Genomic DNA, 17,315 nt, shown 5'->3' with positions numbered 1-17,315 from the left:
CCCTTGTGCGGCATGCACGATGCGCTATACATTTCGCAGCGCATTGGCCAACTCCACAGCCGACTTGACTTCCATCTTGTCGAACACCCGCGAGCGGTGCACCTCCACCGTGCGCACGCTGATGTTGAGCTGGTCGGCAATCAGCTTGTTGGGCAGGCCTTCCACCACCAGGCGCATCACGTCGTGCTCGCGCTCGGTCAGGCCGGCCAGGCGCGACTGCGCGCTGGTTTGCGCGCTGCGCGCCTGCAGGATCTGCGCCGACTGCTGCAGCGCCTGCTCGACCCGGTCCACGAGCGCATTGTCGGAAAACGGTTTTTCGCAAAAGTCGAAGGCGCCGCGTTTGACGGCGGCTACGGCGGTGGGCACGTCCGCGTGCCCGGTCAAAAAAATCACCGGCATGGCCTGCACCAGGCCGCGCAGGGCAAGCTGGTCGAACAGCGCCAGGCCGCTCATACCCGGCATGCGCACGTCGAGCAGCAGACAGCAGGGCTGGGTCGGCACGAAACCGGTTTGCAGCATTCGCATGAATGCCTCGGCACTGTCGTAGGAGTCGCTGGGCACATGGCGCGAACGCAGCAGCCAGGCCAGCGCTTCGCGCACGCTGGCATCGTCGTCCACCAAAAAAACGGTTGCATTCAACGCGGGTTGCATGGGCGCATCCTAACGCAGCGACGGGCCGCCCCGAGCAAGTGAGCCCCCTCGGGGGGCAGCGCAGCACACGCAGTGGCAAGCGTGGGGGCTCTCGCTAATCAGCTATGCATCTGCGGCGGTGGCGGCCGGTGAATGAACGGGCAGCGTGAATCGGAAAATCATGCCTTGCGGCTGGTTCGGCTGCAGCGTGAGGAAGCCGCCGTGCTGCTCCACCACCGTGCGGCACAGGCTCAGGCCCAGCCCCATGCCTTCGCGCTTGGTGGTGAAAAACGGAGTGAACAGTTGCTGTGCAACCTGCGGCGCAATGCCTGGGCCGAGGTCTGCCACCGAGAACTCCAGCCAGCCGGGGCTGTGCGCCGTGCGCTCGGTGGCTTGCGCGCGCCGCACCGCCAGCACCAGCAGGCGTCGGGTGATGGCCGGCTCGTCCATCGCCTGCATGGCGTTGCGTGCCAGATTCAGCAGCACCTGCTCGACCATGGTGTGGTCGCACAGCACGGAGGGCAGGTCTTTCTCGAACGACAGCTCCACGCGCACGCCGAGCTTGCCCGCCTGCAAACTGACCAGCGGCAGGATGGCGTCGAACAGGTCCTGCGGGCGCACGACCTCGCGCGCCTCGTCGCGCCGACGCACGAAGTCGTGCACGCTCTTGATGATCCTGCCCGCGCGCCCGGCCTGCTCGGCAATGCGGCGCATGGCCAGCGCCAGGGAAGAATGCCCGTCCGGCCCCGGGTCACCCTGGAGCAGGTTCATCGAGCCCGTGGCATAGCTGGAGATGGCGGCCAGCGGCTGGTTCAGTTCGTGGCTCAAGAGCGAGGCCATCTCACCGACCGTGGCCAGCCGCGCGGTAGCCTGCAGCCGTTCCTGCGTGGCGCGCGTGAGCTCCTGCACGCGGCGCTGCTCGCTGATGTCCAGGCAGGCCCCCATCCAGCCGGTCTGCACGCCCTGCGCATCGATCAGCGGCGCCTCGATGATCAGCACCGGAAAGCGCGTGCCGTCCTTGCGCACGAATACCGACTCGAAGCCTTCGCGCGGCGGCACGCTGCCGCCGCTCATGCGGATCGCGTGGCGCTGGCGGTATTCGTCGGCCTGATCGGGCGGCCAGTAGGGCGCGGGCACGCTGTGGCCCATCAGTTCCTCCGGCGCAAAACCCACCATCTGGCAAAACGCCGGATTGACATAGGTGATGCGGCCCTGCAGGTCGCGCGCGCGCAGCCCGGTGACCAGCGAGTCCTCCATGGCCTTGCGAAACGCCAGCGCATCGGCCAGGCCGCGCTCGGCGCGCAGGCGCCGGCGCATGTCCTTGGCCAGCAGCACCAGCACCGAGACCAGCGCGATCGACATGACACTGACCAGCGCGGTCAGCACATCGGGAAACAGATCGGGGGCGGCGCGCCAGCTGTCCATGCGCAGCACCAGCGTGTAGCCCGGCAAATTCAGCAGCTGCTGCGCCGTGAACACGCGCGAGCCGCGCCGGCCCTGGCCGTGCAGCGCCAGACGCGTGCCGTCGGCCTCGGTGAACGACACCTCCTGGCTGCGCGTGAGCTGCTTCTCGACCAGATCGGACAGAATCTCCTGCAGCGAGTAGGTGGCCACCAGATAGCCCGCCGGTTGCCCGCCGCTGGCGAGCGGCAGGCACACATCCATCATCTCCATGCCCAGCCCGTCCGACTGCGGCACGAAATAGCTGTTGGAGTAAGCCGGCCCGCTGAAGCGGTGCGCGTTGGCACAGGCCAGGGCCATGTCGGACTGTGCGATGGAGCGGTCGTAGCGGCTGAACACCGGCACGTGGAACGGCGAGTCCACATGCTCCAGGATCGCCAGTGCGTCATCGCGCCATTCGATGCGCATCAGCTCACGGCGTTCGTGCAGCAGCGCACGGGCGCCCAGCGCCCAGGCCTCGGGCGCCGGACGGCCGGCCTGCAGGGCCTGCAGGCTTTGCACATTGCGCGCCAGGCCGGCGCGGATGTCGCCGATGGTGTTGGCCGTGTCGCGCTCGAGCTTGGCCTGCACCTGGCTGGCCTCGTAGCGCCCGGCCAGGAACACCAGTGTCGCAAGCACGGCCAGCACCAGCCCCGCCAGCAAGGCCCAGAGCGACCAGCGGCGCCAGGCCAGCGCCAGCTTGTCCAGCGCCGGTCGCAGCGATGCCCTCACAGGACGCGGTGCTCCAGTGCGGGCAGCTGCTGGCGCGCCACCTGGAGCCGAGCCGCATCAAGCTCGCCCAGCACCACACCGGCGCCCTCGGCCAGCGTCTGGAGTACCACACCCCAGGGATCCACCAGCATCGAATGGCCCCAGGTGCGGCGCCCGTTCTCGTGCAGGCCGCCCTGCGCCGGGGCCGCCACATAGGCCAGGTTCTCGATGGCGCGCGCGCGCACCAGCACCTCCCAGTGCGCCTGGCCCGTGGTGTGGGTGAAGGCGCTGGGCACCAGCAGCAACTCGGCGCCGCGCGCGGCATAGGCGCGGTACAGCTCGGGAAAGCGCAGGTCGTAGCACACGCTCAAGCCCACGCGCCAGCGATGGCCGTCGCGCGATGGCAGATCGAACATCACGGGCTCGCGGCCCGGCTCGAGTACGCGCGATTCGTCGTAGCGCTCGTGCCCGTTGTCGAAGCGAAACAGGTGGATCTTGTCGTAGCGCGCCACGCACTGCCCGCCGGGCGTGAAGACCAGCGTGCTGTTGCGCACGTGCACCAGCTCCGGCGTGGACAGCGGCAGCGTGCCGCCCACGATCCACAGCCCGAGTTCGCGCGCCGCATCGGCCAGAAACAGCTGGATCGCGCCGCCATTGCCACCGAAAGCCTCCTGCACCGCGAGCTTGTCGGTGTCGCGCCGGCCCAGCAGGCAAAAATACTCGGGCAGCACGGCCAGTTCGGCCCCCGCGTGCGCGGCCCCGGACAGCAGCGCGTGGGCCTGGCGCAGGTTCGCCTCGGCGCTCACACCCGAGACCATCTGGATGGCGGCAACTCTCATTGTGTGACTCCCGTCTTATGCTCCACCCGGGTGATTTTGGGGTCGGTCCAGGTCCCGTCGATGTGGAACTCCTGGGTTGCCGCTTCCATCAGCGGGCGCCGCAGGAAATATTGCGCCAGAAAGCTGCCCAGGCCGATGGCCGGGTTGATGGCCGTGGCGATCAGGGACGCCGTGCCGGCGTTGAGTTCGGGCACCACCACCACGCGGATACTCTGCGTCTCGTGCGCCAGGTCGGCCTGGCCGTCCATCAGCACGGCCGCGTTGACGCCCTTCATCTGCAGGTTGTTGGTGGCGGCGATGCCATGGTTGATCTTGACGTCTCCGCGCACAAAGTCGAACGCGAAACCGTCGCTGAACACGTCGCTGAAATTGAGCGTGAGGCGCCGCGGCAGCGACTGCAGGCTGAGCACGCCGAGCAGCTTGGCCAGGCCGGGGTCGGCCTTGAGGAACTGCCCGCCCTCGATGTTGACGTTGAACTGCCCGCCCATCGTCGGGTAGTCCAGCGTGAACGGGGAACCGGTCCAGGCCACCTGGCCCTGCATCGTGCCTTTGCCCCGGCGGATCACGTCCTTCATGCCGAAGCGCGCCAGCAGCGCGCCCGAGTCGTTGATGTCGAGCTTGAAATTCATCGTCGTGCGCCGCAGCCCACCCGGGGTAGCGGCCTGCGCGTCGGGCGCGGCCCAGTTTCCGGTCGCACTGAAAGTTGCCTCCGGCAGCGTGATGTTGAGCTTGTTGAGCCGCCACTCGCGGATGCCGCCTTCGCGCGCCACGGCCGCCGGGCCGCGATTCACGGCGTCGATCTCGACGCGTCCCAGCCGCTTGCCCTTGAGCTCAAAATCGTCCACCACGATATCCAGCGCCGGCACACTGTCGGTCGGCTTCTCGAGCAGCTCCTCGACCTTGCTGGTGGAACTCGCGGCAATCTTCAGGCGCGCCAGCCGTGCGTACACGCGCCCGGCGCCTGCGCCCGACGAGGGCCGGTACTCGGCGTAGCCATCGAGTTCGTCGGCATCGAGATTGGCGCGCCAGGTGCGTCCATCGCGCGAGCCCCCGACCACGACGTTGTGCAGCGTGCGCCCCTGCACCGTCAACTCGCGTGCGCGCAGCGCCACCACCGTGGGCAGGTAGTCGGATTCGTCGGCGGGCGTGGCGCCCGGCGTAGCCGCCTGGGGCGCAACCGCGCCCGCGCCAGGCGCAGCGGCCCGGGACAGCAGCGCCTGCCACGCATCCAGATCGAGACGCTCCAGATTCACGCTGGCGACCACGCCCGCATCGGGCAGCGAGGGCGCCTCGCCCGCTGTCAGGCCGGCGCCGATGGCACCGCGCACGACCCGCGCCTGTGCGCCGGAGAGATCGCGCACATACGTCGCAAAAGCGATGCGCCCGATGTCCAGGCTCAGCTGATCCTGCGGCTGGCCGGTCGAACCGGGCAGCCGTTTGCTCTCCAGGCGCAGCGGCAAAGCCGCATCCGCGCTCTTGTTCAGGGGCGCGGGCAGGTTGAGCGCGAGCCCCTGCAAGCTGCTCGTCACCAACAAGTCGGGCACCCCCTTGCGAAACCCCAGCACCGCGGCATAGGTGGTGCTGCCCGTGGCGTTTTGCGCGAGCCGCGCGACAGCCCCCAGTTCGCGCGCCTGCTGCAGGGCCAACGCCGTGATGCTGCCCTGGGCCCGGATCACGATGGGCGAGTCGGGCTGTGCGGCGGTGGGCGCGCGCATGCCGCCCTCGATGCGGATGTCGCCGCCCAGCATGCGCGCCTGCCCGCCGGTGATGGCAAACCCGCTCTCGGTGAAGCTGACCACGCCCTGCGCCTTGCCCAGCAGCGGCGTGCCGGGCGACATCTGCAGGTCGTTGCCGGCCAGCGTCACGCTGCCCAGCACTTTGGATTTGGCGATGCTGTGAATCGGCAACTCCAGATGCAGCTTCAGATCGGCCGGGCCGCTGGCGCTGGCCTGGCTCAAGGCTTGCCCCGTCATGGCATCCAGCGGCGAGCCCGCCACAAAGCCCAGCATGTCCTTGAGCGGACCTTTCGTCTGCGCATCCACCACCACAGTGGCGGCGTGCGTCAGATCGGCAATCTGCGCGTCGGCGCGGGTGACCGGCAGGCCGTTCGCGCCCGCAAATTTACCCGTGGCACCCTTGATCTGCAGCGACTGGCGGTCGAACACCAGCGTGGCGGAGAGCTGGGTCAGCGCCGGCCAGGGCGGCTCGCCCGCCGACTGCAGGCTATGCGGCACAAACGCAAACGTGGTGTTTTGCAGATTCGCCGCAACGTGGAATTCACCTTGTTTGGGATCGGCAAACGGGAGGTCGTGCAGATCGCCCTTGACGGCAAACTTGACCGTGCTGGCGCTGCCCGCCAGCACGGCGTCGCGCACATAGTCGCGCACCGATGCCGGCAGCACCAGCGGCAGGTAGCGGTACACCCGCGTGGCCTGCGCCCGCGCCAGGCTGCCCTGCAGGTCCAGCACGCCGGGGAAACGCGCATGGCTGGGCGAGTGCGCGGGGTCGCTGGTTTTCCAGCTGAGCTGCAGATCGCCCTGGGCGTCCGCATTGGAGAATTTCACATTCGTGAGCTGCGTGGCGATCTGCTCGCCGTTGACCTGCCACTGCACATCGGCCCCCAGCTGGTCCAGCGGCACCACCGGGTCCTCGAACACGCCGGGCAGGCTCAAGGCGCCGGCCTGGATGGCGATCCGGGCCTTGCCGCCTGACTGGGTCAGGTCGAAGTCCACCGTTGCGCCGCGAACACCCGGCGTGCCCACCGGCGCACTCACCGGCACGTGGGCCGGCGGGCCGGGTGGCGCCGCAGCGGGCTGCGCGGCAATCTCCAGCTGCACCACGCGCCCGCGCGCGCTGAACTTGACGGGCGCCTCCAGCAGCCCCTGCCAACTGCCCTGCACCTGCTCGACCAGGCCTTTAGGCGCGTAGGCGGCGAGCGCCGCGTGGGCGCCGGGGCTCAGGGGAATGCGGTCGGCGATTTGCGTCAGGGCTGCCAGATCCAGCTTGTCGGCCCGCACCTCGCCTTGCGCCGGCACGCGCCCTTCGGCTTGCGTGTAGGTCACCTGCGCATTGCCGCCGGGCCAGCGCAAACCGTCCGGCGTGCTGAACTGCAGGCCCTGCGTGGAAAAGTTGAACCCGCCCGCCAGCAGCCGGCCCCCGAACCGCCCGACCACCGACTGCAGGACCAGCGGCTGCAGCTGCGGCCCGAGCGTGGCAGCGACCTCGGCCAGCGCCACATCGAAGGTGCCGCCGGTAAACCGCCCATGGCTCACGTCGGCCCACGCCCGCACCGCGCCGTTGCCGCGCTCCACCGTGAGATCCGGCAGATCGGCGTAGCTGTGCAACTGCGCCAGATCGACGCGCGCGAAGTCGGCGTACACCTGCCCGACCCACTGCTGCCATTGCCCGCTGTGGCGGGCCAGGAGCGGCTGGCGCAGCAGCGCTGCCAGGTGAAAGCGTTCGCCCCACTGCGGCGGCGGTGTGGCGTCGATACGCATGGCGTGGCTGCGTGCCTTGTTGCGCAGCACGAAATCGAGCTGCTTGAGCACCAGCGGCGGCGCGCCGCGCTGCTCATCGCTCCAGCGCAGCAGGCCGTCGTGAATCACAAACTCGGTTTGCGAAAAAAACCAGTCGAGCGCACGAGTGTCGTGGCTGGTGGTGCTGGAGAAGTCCAGCCCGCCGACCAGGATTTTCCCGTCCGCGGTGCGGCGGATGTCGAGCTCCGGCCGGTCGATGTACAACTGCTCGAAGCCCAGCTTTAAGAGCGAGCGCGGCGACAGCGCGGCCAGCACGCGCGGCAGCCGCAGCGCCACCCGGCCGGCGCCGTCCAGCAGGGTCACGTCGCGCAGCTCGAACGAGGGGATCATGCCGGTGGATTGCGCGCTGATGGCGCCGATGCGCACCGGTACCCCCAGTGCCTTGCTGGCCTGTATTTCAAGCATCGGGCGAAACTCGCCGATTCGCGGCACAATCCAGCCGTGCAGCCCGCCCCAGGCCAGCCCCAGCAACAGCCATGCACCCAGCAACAACCACAACACCCATTGCACTGCAACAGAGAAGGCTCGGAGCCGCCGCGAGGGGGAGGGTGTCAGTTCATTCATCAGGCATCAGGACGTGGCAGGAATTATGACCCGCAGCAGCTCTGTGGGTTCAGCACCGGGGGGTGAAGTTTTGTTAAACGCCGCAGCCGGCGCCCCCGCACTGCTCTCAATGCATTCGCGCTTCCTGCAGCGCCTGCACCGGCGCTACGAGAGCCAGTTGCCCTTGCTGCCCGCGGGCGCGCCGGAACGCGCCGGCATGCGCCAGGCACTGGCGGCCTTGCAGGCCCAAGGCCTGGCGTGCGGTGCCGCGCTGCGCGTGCTGCGCCAACTGGTGCTGGAGCGCCTGATCACGCTCGACTGCGACCAGCAGGCGCCCCTGGCCGTGGTCACGCGTGCCGTCACCGAACTGGCGGAGCTGGCGCTCGATGCGGCCTGCACGCAGGCCTTCGCCGAGCTCGATGCGCGCCACGGCGCGCCGCTGGCGCCGAATGGCGGGCGCGCACAAATGTGGGTCGTGGGCATGGGCAAGCTCGGCGCGCGCGAACTCAATGTGTCGAGCGACATCGACCTGATCTACGTCTATGACCACGATGGCGAGAGCGCCGGCATCGAACAAGGCCGCAACCGCCTGTCGAATCACGAGTATTTCGCCAAGGCGGTGAAGATCATCTACGGGCTGATCGGCGAAACCACCGAGCACGGCCTGGTATTTCGCGTGGACCTGGCGCTGCGCCCGCACGGCAATTCGGGCCCCTCGGCCGTCTCGCTCGGCGCGCTGGAGGACTACCTGCAGGCGCAGGGGCGCGAGTGGGAGCGCTTTGCCTGGCTGAAAAGCCGCGTGGTGGCGCCCCGCGCCGCGATTGAAAACCGCTCGGCGCAGGCGCTGCGCGGCGTGGTACTGCCCTTTGTGTTCCGGCGCTACCTGGACTACAACGTGTTCGATGCGCTGCGCATCCTGCACCGCCAGATTCGCGAGCACGCGGCCAAGCGCAGCGCCGGCCATCCCGAGCGCGCCAACGATGTGAAGCTCTCACGCGGCGGCATTCGCGAGATCGAGTTCACCGTGCAACTGCTGCAGGTGGTGCGCGGCGGCCAGTTTCCCGAGCTGCGCACGCGCCCCACGCAGGACGCTCTGCAGCGCGTGGCGCAGGCCGGACTGATGCCGCAGGCCACCGCTGACGCGCTCTCCGGCGCCTACGAATTCCTGCGCCGCGTGGAGCACCGCATCCAGTACCTGGAAGATCAGCAGACGCATGTGCTGCCGACCCGCGACGACGACCTGGCCTGGATCGCCCACACCCTGGGCTATGCCAGCGTATGCCCGTTCCTGAGCGATCTCGACATGCACCGCGAGCTGGTGGCGCAGGAGTTCGACACGCTCCTGGGCGGCGCCGGCGAAAGGACCTGCCGCGGCTGCCACGGCGGCGCCAGGGCGGCCACGCCCGAACTGGAGGACCTGCTGGCGCAAATGCCCGAGCGTTTTCGCGAGCGCATCCGGCAGTGGCAGGAACACCCGCGCGTGCTGGCGCTGCGCGACGAGGCCAGGTCCCGCCTGCTGCGGCTGCTTGAGCGCACCGCGCAGTGGCTGGCGCAGGGCACCGTCGTTGAGGACGGCGCCGTGCGGCTGGCCGACTGGATCGAGCCGCTGCTGCGCCGCGAGAGCTACCTGGCCTTGCTGCTGGAACGCCCTCAGGTGCACGAGCGGCTGCTGCGCCTGCTGGGCGCCGCGCGCTGGCCCGCGCGCTACCTGGTGCAGCATCCCGGCGTGATCGACGAGCTGGCCAACGACAGCATGCTGGCCGAGCGCTTCGCGCCCGCCGAGTTCGAGCAGGAACTCGAGCAGCGCCGCAGCGCACTGGCGCGCACCAAAGAGGACGACGACGAGACCCTGCTGAATCTGCTGCGCCGCGCCCACCACGCCGAAGTGTTCCGCACCCTGGCGCGCGACGTGGAGGGCCGCATCACGGTCGAGCAGGTGGCCGACGACCTGAGCGCGCTGGCCGACAGCGTGCTGCGCGTCACCGTGCGCTGGTGCTGGCAGCGCCTGAAAAACCGGCACCGCGAGGAGCCGCTGTTTGCCATCATCGGCTACGGCAAGCTGGGCGGCAAGGAACTCGGCTACGGCAGCGACCTGGACATCGTGTTCGTTTACGAGGACGCGGACGAACGCGCCCCCGAGGCCTACGCCGCGCTGGTGCGCAAGCTGATCAACTGGCTCAGCGTCAAGACCGGCGAGGGCGACCTGTTCGAGATCGACACCGCGCTGCGCCCGAACGGCAACTCGGGCCTGCTCGTCACCAGCTTCGAGGCCTACGCGAACTACCAGCAGCAGCGCGGCAGCAACACCGCCTGGACCTGGGAGCACCAGGCCATGACGCGCGCGCGCTTCGTGCTCGGCGAAGATACGCTGCGCGCGCGCTTCGACGCGGTGCGCGAGGCCGTCGTCACGGCGCCGCGCGATGCTGGCGCCCTGCGCGGCGAGATCGTGGCGATGCGCGACAAGGTGCGCGCGGCCAGGCCGGTGAAGGGCGACCGCTTCGACGTCAAGCACAGTGCGGGCGGCATGGTGGATGCCGAATTCGCGGTGCAGTTCCTGGTGCTGTCGCAATCCAGGCAGCACCCTGAGCTGCGTCCCAACGTCGGCAATATCGCGCTGCTGCAGCGCGCCGAGGCCTGCGGCCTGCTGGCGCGCGGCATCGGCGAGGCGGCCGCGCGCGCCTACCGCGAACTGCGCCGCGTGCAGCACCGCGCGCGCCTGAACGAAGAGCCCACCCAGGTCAGCCCGCCCGCGCTGCAGGCCGAGCGGGACGCGGTGCTGGCGCTGTGGGCCGCGGTGTTCGGCTGACCGGGCGCCGGCGCACAACACGTTTCGATTCTTTACACTTTGGCGGCCCCCGGCGGGCGGAACTCTTTGACGCCTGCGGGTGTCCATAGACACAATCAGCCACGTTTTTGATTTTGGGGTGTACCGGTTTTCTGCTGCGAAGCCTTCCGGATTTTTACAGTCCGGTTGTCCCCCCGAGGCGCTTCTCCTCCTCCCTCACTCTCTGCTTCGCTTCGGGACGTTTCGCAGCATTTTTAATTTGGGCGGGCCGCCGCTTGGGGCTGCCCGCCAGCGCCGATCGGCTCAAGCAGGCCGTGTGTCGATGAAGCTCTGGCGCTGCGTCAGCTTGTCGTGCAGCCTGGCCAGATTCGGGTGATCGGTGCGCCAGCCGATCTGCGGGAAACGGAACTCCATATAGCCAAGGGCGCAGCCCACCGCGATGTCAGACAGGCTCAGGTGAATGCCGCTGCAAAAAGGCTTGTCGCCCAGCCCCTGACTGATCGCCTTGAGGCAGGCCTGCACCTTGCCCAGTTGGCGGTCGATCCAGGCCTGGCTGCGCTGCCCGTCCGTGCGCCCGGGCCAGGTGGACTCCAGCCGCGCGAGGATGGCGGCGTCGAGCAGGCCGTCGGCCAGCGCTTCCCAGGTCTTGACTTCCGCGCGCTCGCGCCCGGGCGGCGGGATCATCTTGCCCACCGGCGACAGCGTGTCCAGGTATTCCACGATCACACGCGAATCGAATACCGCCTCGCCGCCTTCGAGCACGAGGCACGGCACCTTGCCCAGCGGATTGGAAGCCCCGATCGCCGTGCCCGCCGCCCAGACGTCTTCCGTGACGAACTGGTAGTCGAGTTTCTTTTCAACCATCACGATGCGCACCTTGCGCACGTAAGGGCTGCTGTCGGATCCGATCAATTTCATGGGCATGTTGACTTTGGGCGCTGGTTTGCCGGGGGAAATCCGCCGGAAAACCCGATTCTATAGATTCACCCCGACGCAATTTGGCACGGTTACTTTGTCAAGCATAGACCGTGGCGCGCAACCGACACAACTACAATGACAGGATGTCTTTTTCCCCCCTCACGGCGCTGTCGCCGCTCGACGGCCGCTACGCGGCCAAGCTCTCCGTGCTGCGCCCCCTGATGAGCGAGCAGGGCTATATGCACCGCCGCGTGCAGGTCGAAGTTGCCTGGCTGATCACCTTGAGCGATGCCGGCTTTGCCGAATTCAAGCCCCTCAGCCCCGGAGCACGCACTTACTTGCTCGGTCTGGTGAAAAATTTCTCCGAAACGGATGCCAGTGCCATCAAGGAGATCGAGAAGACCACCAACCACGACGTCAAGGCCGTCGAGTACTGGATCAAGTCCAAATTCGAGGCCCGGCCCGAGCTGGTTGCCATCAGTGAATTCGTGCACTTTGCCTGCACCAGCGAAGACATCAACAACACCAGCCACGCGCTGCAGCTCAAGGCCGCGCGCGAGCAGGTCATCTTGCCCACGCTGGACGCCCTGATCACGCGGCTGCGCGAGATGGCGCACGCCTACGCCGACGTGGCCATGCTCAGCCGCACGCATGGCCAGACCGCGAGCCCCACGACCGTGGGCAAGGAAGTGGCCAACGTGGTGGTGCGCCTGGCGGCCGCACGCGAGCGAATTGTGGCCGTCAAGCTGATGGGCAAGATGAACGGCGCGGTCGGCAACTACAACGCGCACCTGTCGGCGTGGCCCGGCTTCGACTGGGAGGCCTTCGCGCGCAAGGTGGTGGAGACGCCGACGCCGCTCGGGCTCGGGCTGACGTTCCAGCCCTACAGCATCCAGATCGAGCCGCACGACTACATGGCCGAGCTGTTCGACGCCGTGGCGCGCGCCAACACCATCCTGATCGACTGGTCGCGCGACGTCTGGGGCTATGTCAGCGTGGGCTATTTCAAACAGCGCCTCAAGGAGGGCGAAATCGGCTCCTCGACCATGCCGCACAAGGTCAACCCCATCGATTTCGAAAATGCCGAGGGCAACCTGGGCCTGGCCAACGCGCTGCTTCGGCACCTGTCCGAGAAACTGCCGATCAGCCGCTGGCAGCGCGACCTGACCGACTCCACGGTGCTGCGCAACATGGGCGTGGCGCTCGGCTACGCGGTGCTGGCCTGGAACTCGTTGCTGACCGGGCTGGGCAAGCTGGAGATCAACCAGGAGGCGCTGGCGGCCGACCTGGAGCGCTCGTGGGAAGTGCTGGCCGAGCCGATCCAGACCGTGATGCGGCGCTACGGCGTGCAGGGCGCGTATGAGCAGCTCAAGGAAGTCACGCGCGGCAAGAGCGTGGGCGCCGAGGCGCTGCACGGACTGATCCGCTCGCTGGCCATCCCCGAGGCCGAGAAGGAGCGCCTGCTGGCCCTGACGCCGGCCAGCTACACCGGCAAGGCCGCCGAGCTGGCGCGACGCGTTTGAGCGGCGCATGGCCCTCAAATCCACCATCTTCAAGGCGAGCCTGCAAATCGCCGACATCGATCACGGCTACTACGCGGACCACACGCTGACGCTGGCGCGCCATCCGAGCGAGACCGACGAACGCATGATGATCCGCCTGGTGGCGCTGGCGCTGCAGGCGCACAAGCTGCAGAGCGTGTGCGGCGGCGACGGCACGCTGGCGTTCGGCGCAGGCCTGTCCAGCCCCGACGCGCCCGACGTCGCCCTGACCGACTTCACGGGCCAGACGCGGCTGTGGATCGAGGTTGGCCAGCCCGAGGACAAGCCGCTGATCAAGGCCTGCGGCAAGGCCGATGAGGTGGTGCTGTACTGCTTCTCGCATGCGGCGGAGATCTGGTGGCGCACGATGGAGGGCAAACTGTCGCGCCCGCAGAACCTGAGCGTGTACCGGGTGCCGACCGCGGCCTCGCAGTTGCTCGCCCGGCTGGCGCAGCGCAGCATGCAGTTGCAGGCCACGATCCAGGAAGGTGCCTTGACGCTGGGCGACGACGCGAACGGCATCGACATCGAGTGCGTGCGCTGGAAATAACGACGCTTCAGGCCGGTCGCGGCACGCCGCAGCGCCAGCACTGCTCGAAGCCGCCTTCCACCAGTTCGCCGCACACGCAGTGCCAGCGCCGCTGCGGCAGGTTCTGGAACGCGTGCAGCAGGCTGCGCGCCTCGGCTTCCTGCGCCTTGTCCATCAGCCAGACTTCGGGCAGGCACTGGTCGGGCGGCAAGTCACCCGCGGCCCCGCCCAGGAAGTAGCGCTGCATCGAGGCGTCGAAGCCGGCCTGGCGCAGCACGTCAACCCATAGCGTGGCAATCGCGATGTTCGGGGCCTGGGCCAGGCGCAGCATGGCGGCGGACGCTGGCGGCCTCAGGCCGGTGCGTCGGCGGGCGCCGGTGTCGCCGGGCGGACCCAGCCTTCGGCAGCGCGTTCGGCATAGCGGTTGAAGCGCCAGGCCGTGTTGTCCTGCGTGATGCGGCGCCAGGTGTGGCGCTTTTCGGCCGGGCTCATGTCGGTCCAGTGCTGCACTTCGCCGAAGGTGCGCCCGCACCCCTTGCACACCGCGTCGCCCTGGCTGGTCGAGCAGATCGCGATGCAGGGCGTGTCGGGCGTGGTGTCGTACCACATGCGCCAGGCGGCCAGCGCGCGGGCCGGAAAGGACGCCTCGTCGGCCTCGTCCTCGCGGTAGAAGACCATCAGCGCGTACACCTCCGCCAGCGCGCGGATTTCGGCACTCAGCGTGACGCCATCGGGCGACGGCGCCTTCTCGCGCCAATAGTTGATGGCGGCTTCGATATCGGTGATGTGGATTCCGGCCATGAGGTGCAGTAGAGCGCAAACGGATGATAGCGCCGCGCCTGCGGCCCTTGCGCCATTGGGGTATCGGCGATGCCCCAACAAAGCCTTTTAGTTTGCGGGGTCTCCGCGGTCGATGGTCCAATTCAACCCAAGAAGGGGAGTAGCTCCCTGTTGGTGAATCGTCAACACGAAGAACTGTCCGCCAGTTCATCCGGTTCCCCAGATCCAGGCCGCACATGCGGCCCCGATCGAGCAAGACCTTCGCCATGCACTTGGGTTAGTGCAGCGCGAAGGCCGCCCCTCTCTGGCGCGCCACATGTTGCCTCCCGGGTGTGTTGTTAGAACCGACAATACGACAAAGTTTTGCCATGGAATTTTTCTCCTCCGCCTGGTGGTCCGCTCTCCTCGCCATCATCCTCATCGACCTGGTGCTCGCGGGCGACAACGCCATCGTCATCGCGCTGGCCGCGCGCAGCCTGCCCAAATCGCTGCAGCGCCGCGCGATTGTCTGGGGCACGGTCGGCGCCATCGTGGTGCGCTCCCTCATGACCGTGGGCGTGGTCTGGCTGCTCAAGGTGCCGGGCCTGATGCTGCTCGGCGGCCTGGCGCTGCTCTGGATTGCCTACCAGCTGCTGACCGGCAGCGGCAGCGACGCGCACGACAAGCCCGCCGCCAACACCTTCTGGGGCGCCATGAAAACCATCGTGATCGCCGATGCGCTGATGGGCGTGGACAACGTGCTGGGCGTGGCCGGTGCGGCGCACGGCTCGTTCGCGCTGGTGGTCATCGGCCTGGTGATCAGCGTGCCGATCGTGGTTTTGGGCAGCACGCTGGTGCTCAAACTGGTGGATCGCTTTCCGCTCATCATCCAGGCCGGCGCGGCGGTGCTGGCGTTTACCGCCGCCAGCATGATCGTGAGCGAGCCCGTGCTGCGCGGCGTGTTCGCCGACCCCGGGGCCATTCACACGGCGGCGCGCTGGGGCACCTATGTGCTGGCCGTGGCCGGCGTGCTGGGCGCGGGCTGGTGGCGCCGACGCAGGGTGTAGCCCCCACGCTTGTCACTGCGTGTACTGCGCTGCCCCCGAGGGGGGGCTGGCCTTGCTTGGGGCGGCCCTGCGCGGCGGCCGACGGCCCCTACGCTTGCGGTGCTATGCTGCGCGCCATGAAACTCATCTTTAAATGGCTGCTTCACGCGGTGGCGCTGCTGGCGGTGGCAGGCCTGTACAGCGGCGTGCAAGTCAAGAGCTTCACGGCCGCGCTGATTGCCGCGTTTGTCATCGGTCTGCTCAACACCATCGTGCGCCCGGTGCTGGTGGTGCTGACGCTGCCGGTGACGCTGATCACGCTGGGGCTGTTTCTGTTCGTCATCAACGCGCTCATGTTCTGGGCCGCCTCGGGCCTGCTGGCGGGTTTTCACGTGACCGGCTTCGGCGCCGCGCTGATCGGCTCGCTGATCTACTCGCTGCTGGGCGTGCTGATCGATTCAGTGCTCCAGAGCCTGTTCCTTAAGAAGTAGCTGTACCTGGCGCAGCCGGGTGTCGATGATCGAGGCCTCGATGTGCCCGTCCGGCTCGCGGCCCGTGCCCTCCTTGCGCACCAGGTCCTGCGCCGCCTTGAAGCGGTCCACGGCGGCCGCGTAGTCGAGATGCGCCACCTGCGCCTCGGCTTCGGCGCGGATGGCGCGCAAGGTCTCGTCCTGGGCGCTGTAGGCGCTGGCCAGCAGTTGCCAGGCGCTGGCGTCGCGCGGCATCGAAGCCACCCAGGTCTGCAACCGCTGCGCCGCATCCAGCGCCCTGCCGGTGCGGATGCGCGCCTCGCTGGTGAGCACCAGCTCCGGGCGCCCGGGCGCGGCCGGATCCACCAGCGCCAGCACGCGCGGTGCATCACCCGCGGCCCACGCCACTTCGGCGGCCAGCAAATTGGCCAGCCGTGCGGCGGTCGCGTCACCGGCCACCAGCGGCGTGAGCCGGGCCACCAGCTGGCGCGCCTGGGTGAAGTTGCGCTGCTTCATGCTGGCCAGCGCCCCCGCGTACAGCGCGCCCGCCTGGCGCGCGGGTGTCATGGCGGCGGTGGCCGCCGGGGAAGCGCCGGCCACCGCGGCGCGCAGCGCATCCACGCCGGGGTTGGACAGCACCTGCGCGCGCGCCGTGATCATGGCCTGCTGCAGGCTCAGCGCGGGCAGCGGCGGTGTGGCGTTCAGTTGCGCGCGGGCCTGCATGTCGGCAATGCGCTCGGTGGTCAGCGGGTGCGTGCGCAGGTACGGAAACGAGCCGTTGTCGTTCAGGCGCGAGGCCTGCTGCAGCTTCTCGAACATGGTGGCAAAGGCCTGCGGCGCATAGCCCGCCTGCGTCATCACGCCGTAGCCGATGCGATCGGCCTCGCGCTCCATGTCGCGCGAAAAATTGAGCTGCCCCTGCATGGCCGCGGCCTGCCCGCTGGTGATCATGGCGCCGCCCAGATCAGGGCTCTTGCTGGCGGCCAGCGCGCCCAGGATCATCGCGCCGATCATCAGCGGCGTCATGCGGCTCTGCTGCGCCATCAGGCGCGAGATGTGGCGCTGCGTGACGTGGCTGAGCTCGTGCCCCAGCACCGACGCCAGCTCGTCCGGGCTGTCGACGATGGCGATCAGCCCGAGCTGCAGGCCCAGGTAGCCGCCGGGCAGGGCGAAGGCATTGATCTCGCGGTCCCGCCCGAGGATGACCTGCCAGGCGTAGCGGTCGTCCATCTCGGGTGTGAGTTCGCCGCGCACGCGCGCCGCGGCCAGCAGCCGCGTCCAGATGCCCTGCACGTATTCGGCCAGCACCGGATCGTCGATGTAGTCGGGGTCGCGGTAGAGTTCGCGCGCAATGCGCTCGCCCAGGCGGCGCTCGGCGCCGGTGCTCATGTCGCCGCCATCGCCCAGCGAGGGCAGTTGCGCGTACGACCACGTCGGTGAAAACAGCAGGGGCACGGCCAGCACGGCAGCGGCCAGCGCCCGCACGAACGCGTTGATGCGGTAAGTCATGGCCGTATGATGCTCGAAAGAAAAATCCGTTCTGTAAATGGTTTTTACCAACCGCCTTT

At 68.4% G+C, this 17,315-nt stretch carries 13 protein-coding genes; 5 read left to right on the top strand and 8 right to left on the bottom strand.

Annotated elements, in window-relative coordinates:
• Positions 1-24: 24 nt before the first annotated feature.
• From EUB48_RS00705 to EUB48_RS00690, 4 genes are all read right to left on the bottom strand, one after another.
• On the bottom strand, positions 25-651 hold the full coding sequence (locus EUB48_RS00705) for a response regulator transcription factor (RefSeq protein WP_142817075.1): 627 nt from the start codon (positions 649-651) through the stop codon (positions 25-27).
• A 102-nt stretch (positions 652-753) separates the two neighbouring features.
• Positions 754-2,802, bottom strand: coding sequence for a two-component system sensor histidine kinase NtrB (locus EUB48_RS00700; RefSeq protein ID WP_142817074.1), 2,049 nt, complete (start codon positions 2,800-2,802; stop codon positions 754-756).
• The gene (locus EUB48_RS00695; RefSeq protein WP_142817073.1) at positions 2,799-3,620 is read right to left on the bottom strand and encodes a carbon-nitrogen hydrolase family protein; all 822 of its coding nucleotides are present in this window, start codon (positions 3,618-3,620) and stop codon (positions 2,799-2,801) included. Before EUB48_RS00695 ends, EUB48_RS00700 begins: the two co-directional genes overlap by 4 nt.
• The gene (locus EUB48_RS00690; protein ID WP_142817072.1) at positions 3,617-7,720 is read right to left on the bottom strand and encodes a YhdP family protein; all 4,104 of its coding nucleotides are present in this window, start codon (positions 7,718-7,720) and stop codon (positions 3,617-3,619) included. The genes EUB48_RS00695 and EUB48_RS00690 overlap by 4 nt, the downstream gene beginning before the upstream one ends.
• A 109-nt stretch (positions 7,721-7,829) precedes the next feature.
• On the opposite strand from EUB48_RS00690, the gene glnE reads away from it, so the two are divergent.
• Positions 7,830-10,505, top strand: coding sequence for a bifunctional [glutamate--ammonia ligase]-adenylyl-L-tyrosine phosphorylase/[glutamate--ammonia-ligase] adenylyltransferase (gene glnE, locus EUB48_RS00685; protein ID WP_244618286.1), 2,676 nt, complete (start codon positions 7,830-7,832; stop codon positions 10,503-10,505).
• 282 nt (positions 10,506-10,787) lie between these two features.
• Here the strand turns inward: glnE and EUB48_RS00680 are convergent, their stop codons facing one another.
• On the bottom strand, positions 10,788-11,402 hold the full coding sequence (locus tag EUB48_RS00680; protein ID WP_142817070.1) for a glutathione S-transferase C-terminal domain-containing protein: 615 nt from the start codon (positions 11,400-11,402) through the stop codon (positions 10,788-10,790).
• Between the two features lie 143 nt (positions 11,403-11,545).
• Between EUB48_RS00680 and purB the strand changes: the two genes are divergently transcribed.
• Both purB and EUB48_RS00670 read left to right on the top strand, forming a co-directional pair.
• Positions 11,546-12,925, top strand: coding sequence for an adenylosuccinate lyase (purB, locus tag EUB48_RS00675; protein WP_142817069.1), 1,380 nt, complete (start codon positions 11,546-11,548; stop codon positions 12,923-12,925).
• A 7-nt stretch (positions 12,926-12,932) separates the two neighbouring features.
• A complete protein-coding gene (locus EUB48_RS00670) occupies positions 12,933-13,493 on the top strand; it encodes a YaeQ family protein (protein WP_142817068.1) in 561 nt (186 codons plus the stop codon).
• Positions 13,494-13,500: 7 nt separating this feature from the next.
• Here the strand turns inward: EUB48_RS00670 and EUB48_RS00665 are convergent, their stop codons facing one another.
• The gene (locus EUB48_RS00665; protein WP_077561774.1) at positions 13,501-13,803 is read right to left on the bottom strand and encodes a hypothetical protein; all 303 of its coding nucleotides are present in this window, start codon (positions 13,801-13,803) and stop codon (positions 13,501-13,503) included.
• Positions 13,804-13,823: 20 nt separating this feature from the next.
• A complete protein-coding gene (locus tag EUB48_RS00660; protein WP_142817067.1) occupies positions 13,824-14,273 on the bottom strand; it encodes a DUF3717 domain-containing protein in 450 nt (149 codons plus the stop codon).
• Positions 14,274-14,620: 347 nt separating this feature from the next.
• On the opposite strand from EUB48_RS00660, the gene EUB48_RS00655 reads away from it, so the two are divergent.
• Positions 14,621-15,298, top strand: coding sequence for a TerC family protein (locus tag EUB48_RS00655; RefSeq protein WP_142817066.1), 678 nt, complete (start codon positions 14,621-14,623; stop codon positions 15,296-15,298).
• Between the two features lie 116 nt (positions 15,299-15,414).
• Entirely contained in the window at positions 15,415-15,768 is a 354-nt protein-coding gene (locus EUB48_RS00650; RefSeq protein ID WP_077561771.1) for a phage holin family protein, read from the top strand.
• On the opposite strand, the gene EUB48_RS00645 is transcribed toward EUB48_RS00650, so the two are convergent.
• The gene (locus EUB48_RS00645) at positions 15,736-17,256 is read right to left on the bottom strand and encodes a M48 family metalloprotease (protein ID WP_142817065.1); all 1,521 of its coding nucleotides are present in this window, start codon (positions 17,254-17,256) and stop codon (positions 15,736-15,738) included. The two genes, EUB48_RS00650 and EUB48_RS00645, sit on opposite strands and share 33 nt — an antisense overlap.
• Positions 17,257-17,315 lie beyond the last annotated feature (59 nt).

This window comes from Rhodoferax sediminis, from assembly GCF_006970865.1.
Lineage (GTDB): Bacteria > Pseudomonadota > Gammaproteobacteria > Burkholderiales > Burkholderiaceae_C > Rhodoferax_A > Rhodoferax_A sediminis.
The sequence above is the reverse complement of the archived record's forward strand: the minus strand, read 5'-3'. Positions and strand labels throughout refer to the sequence as shown.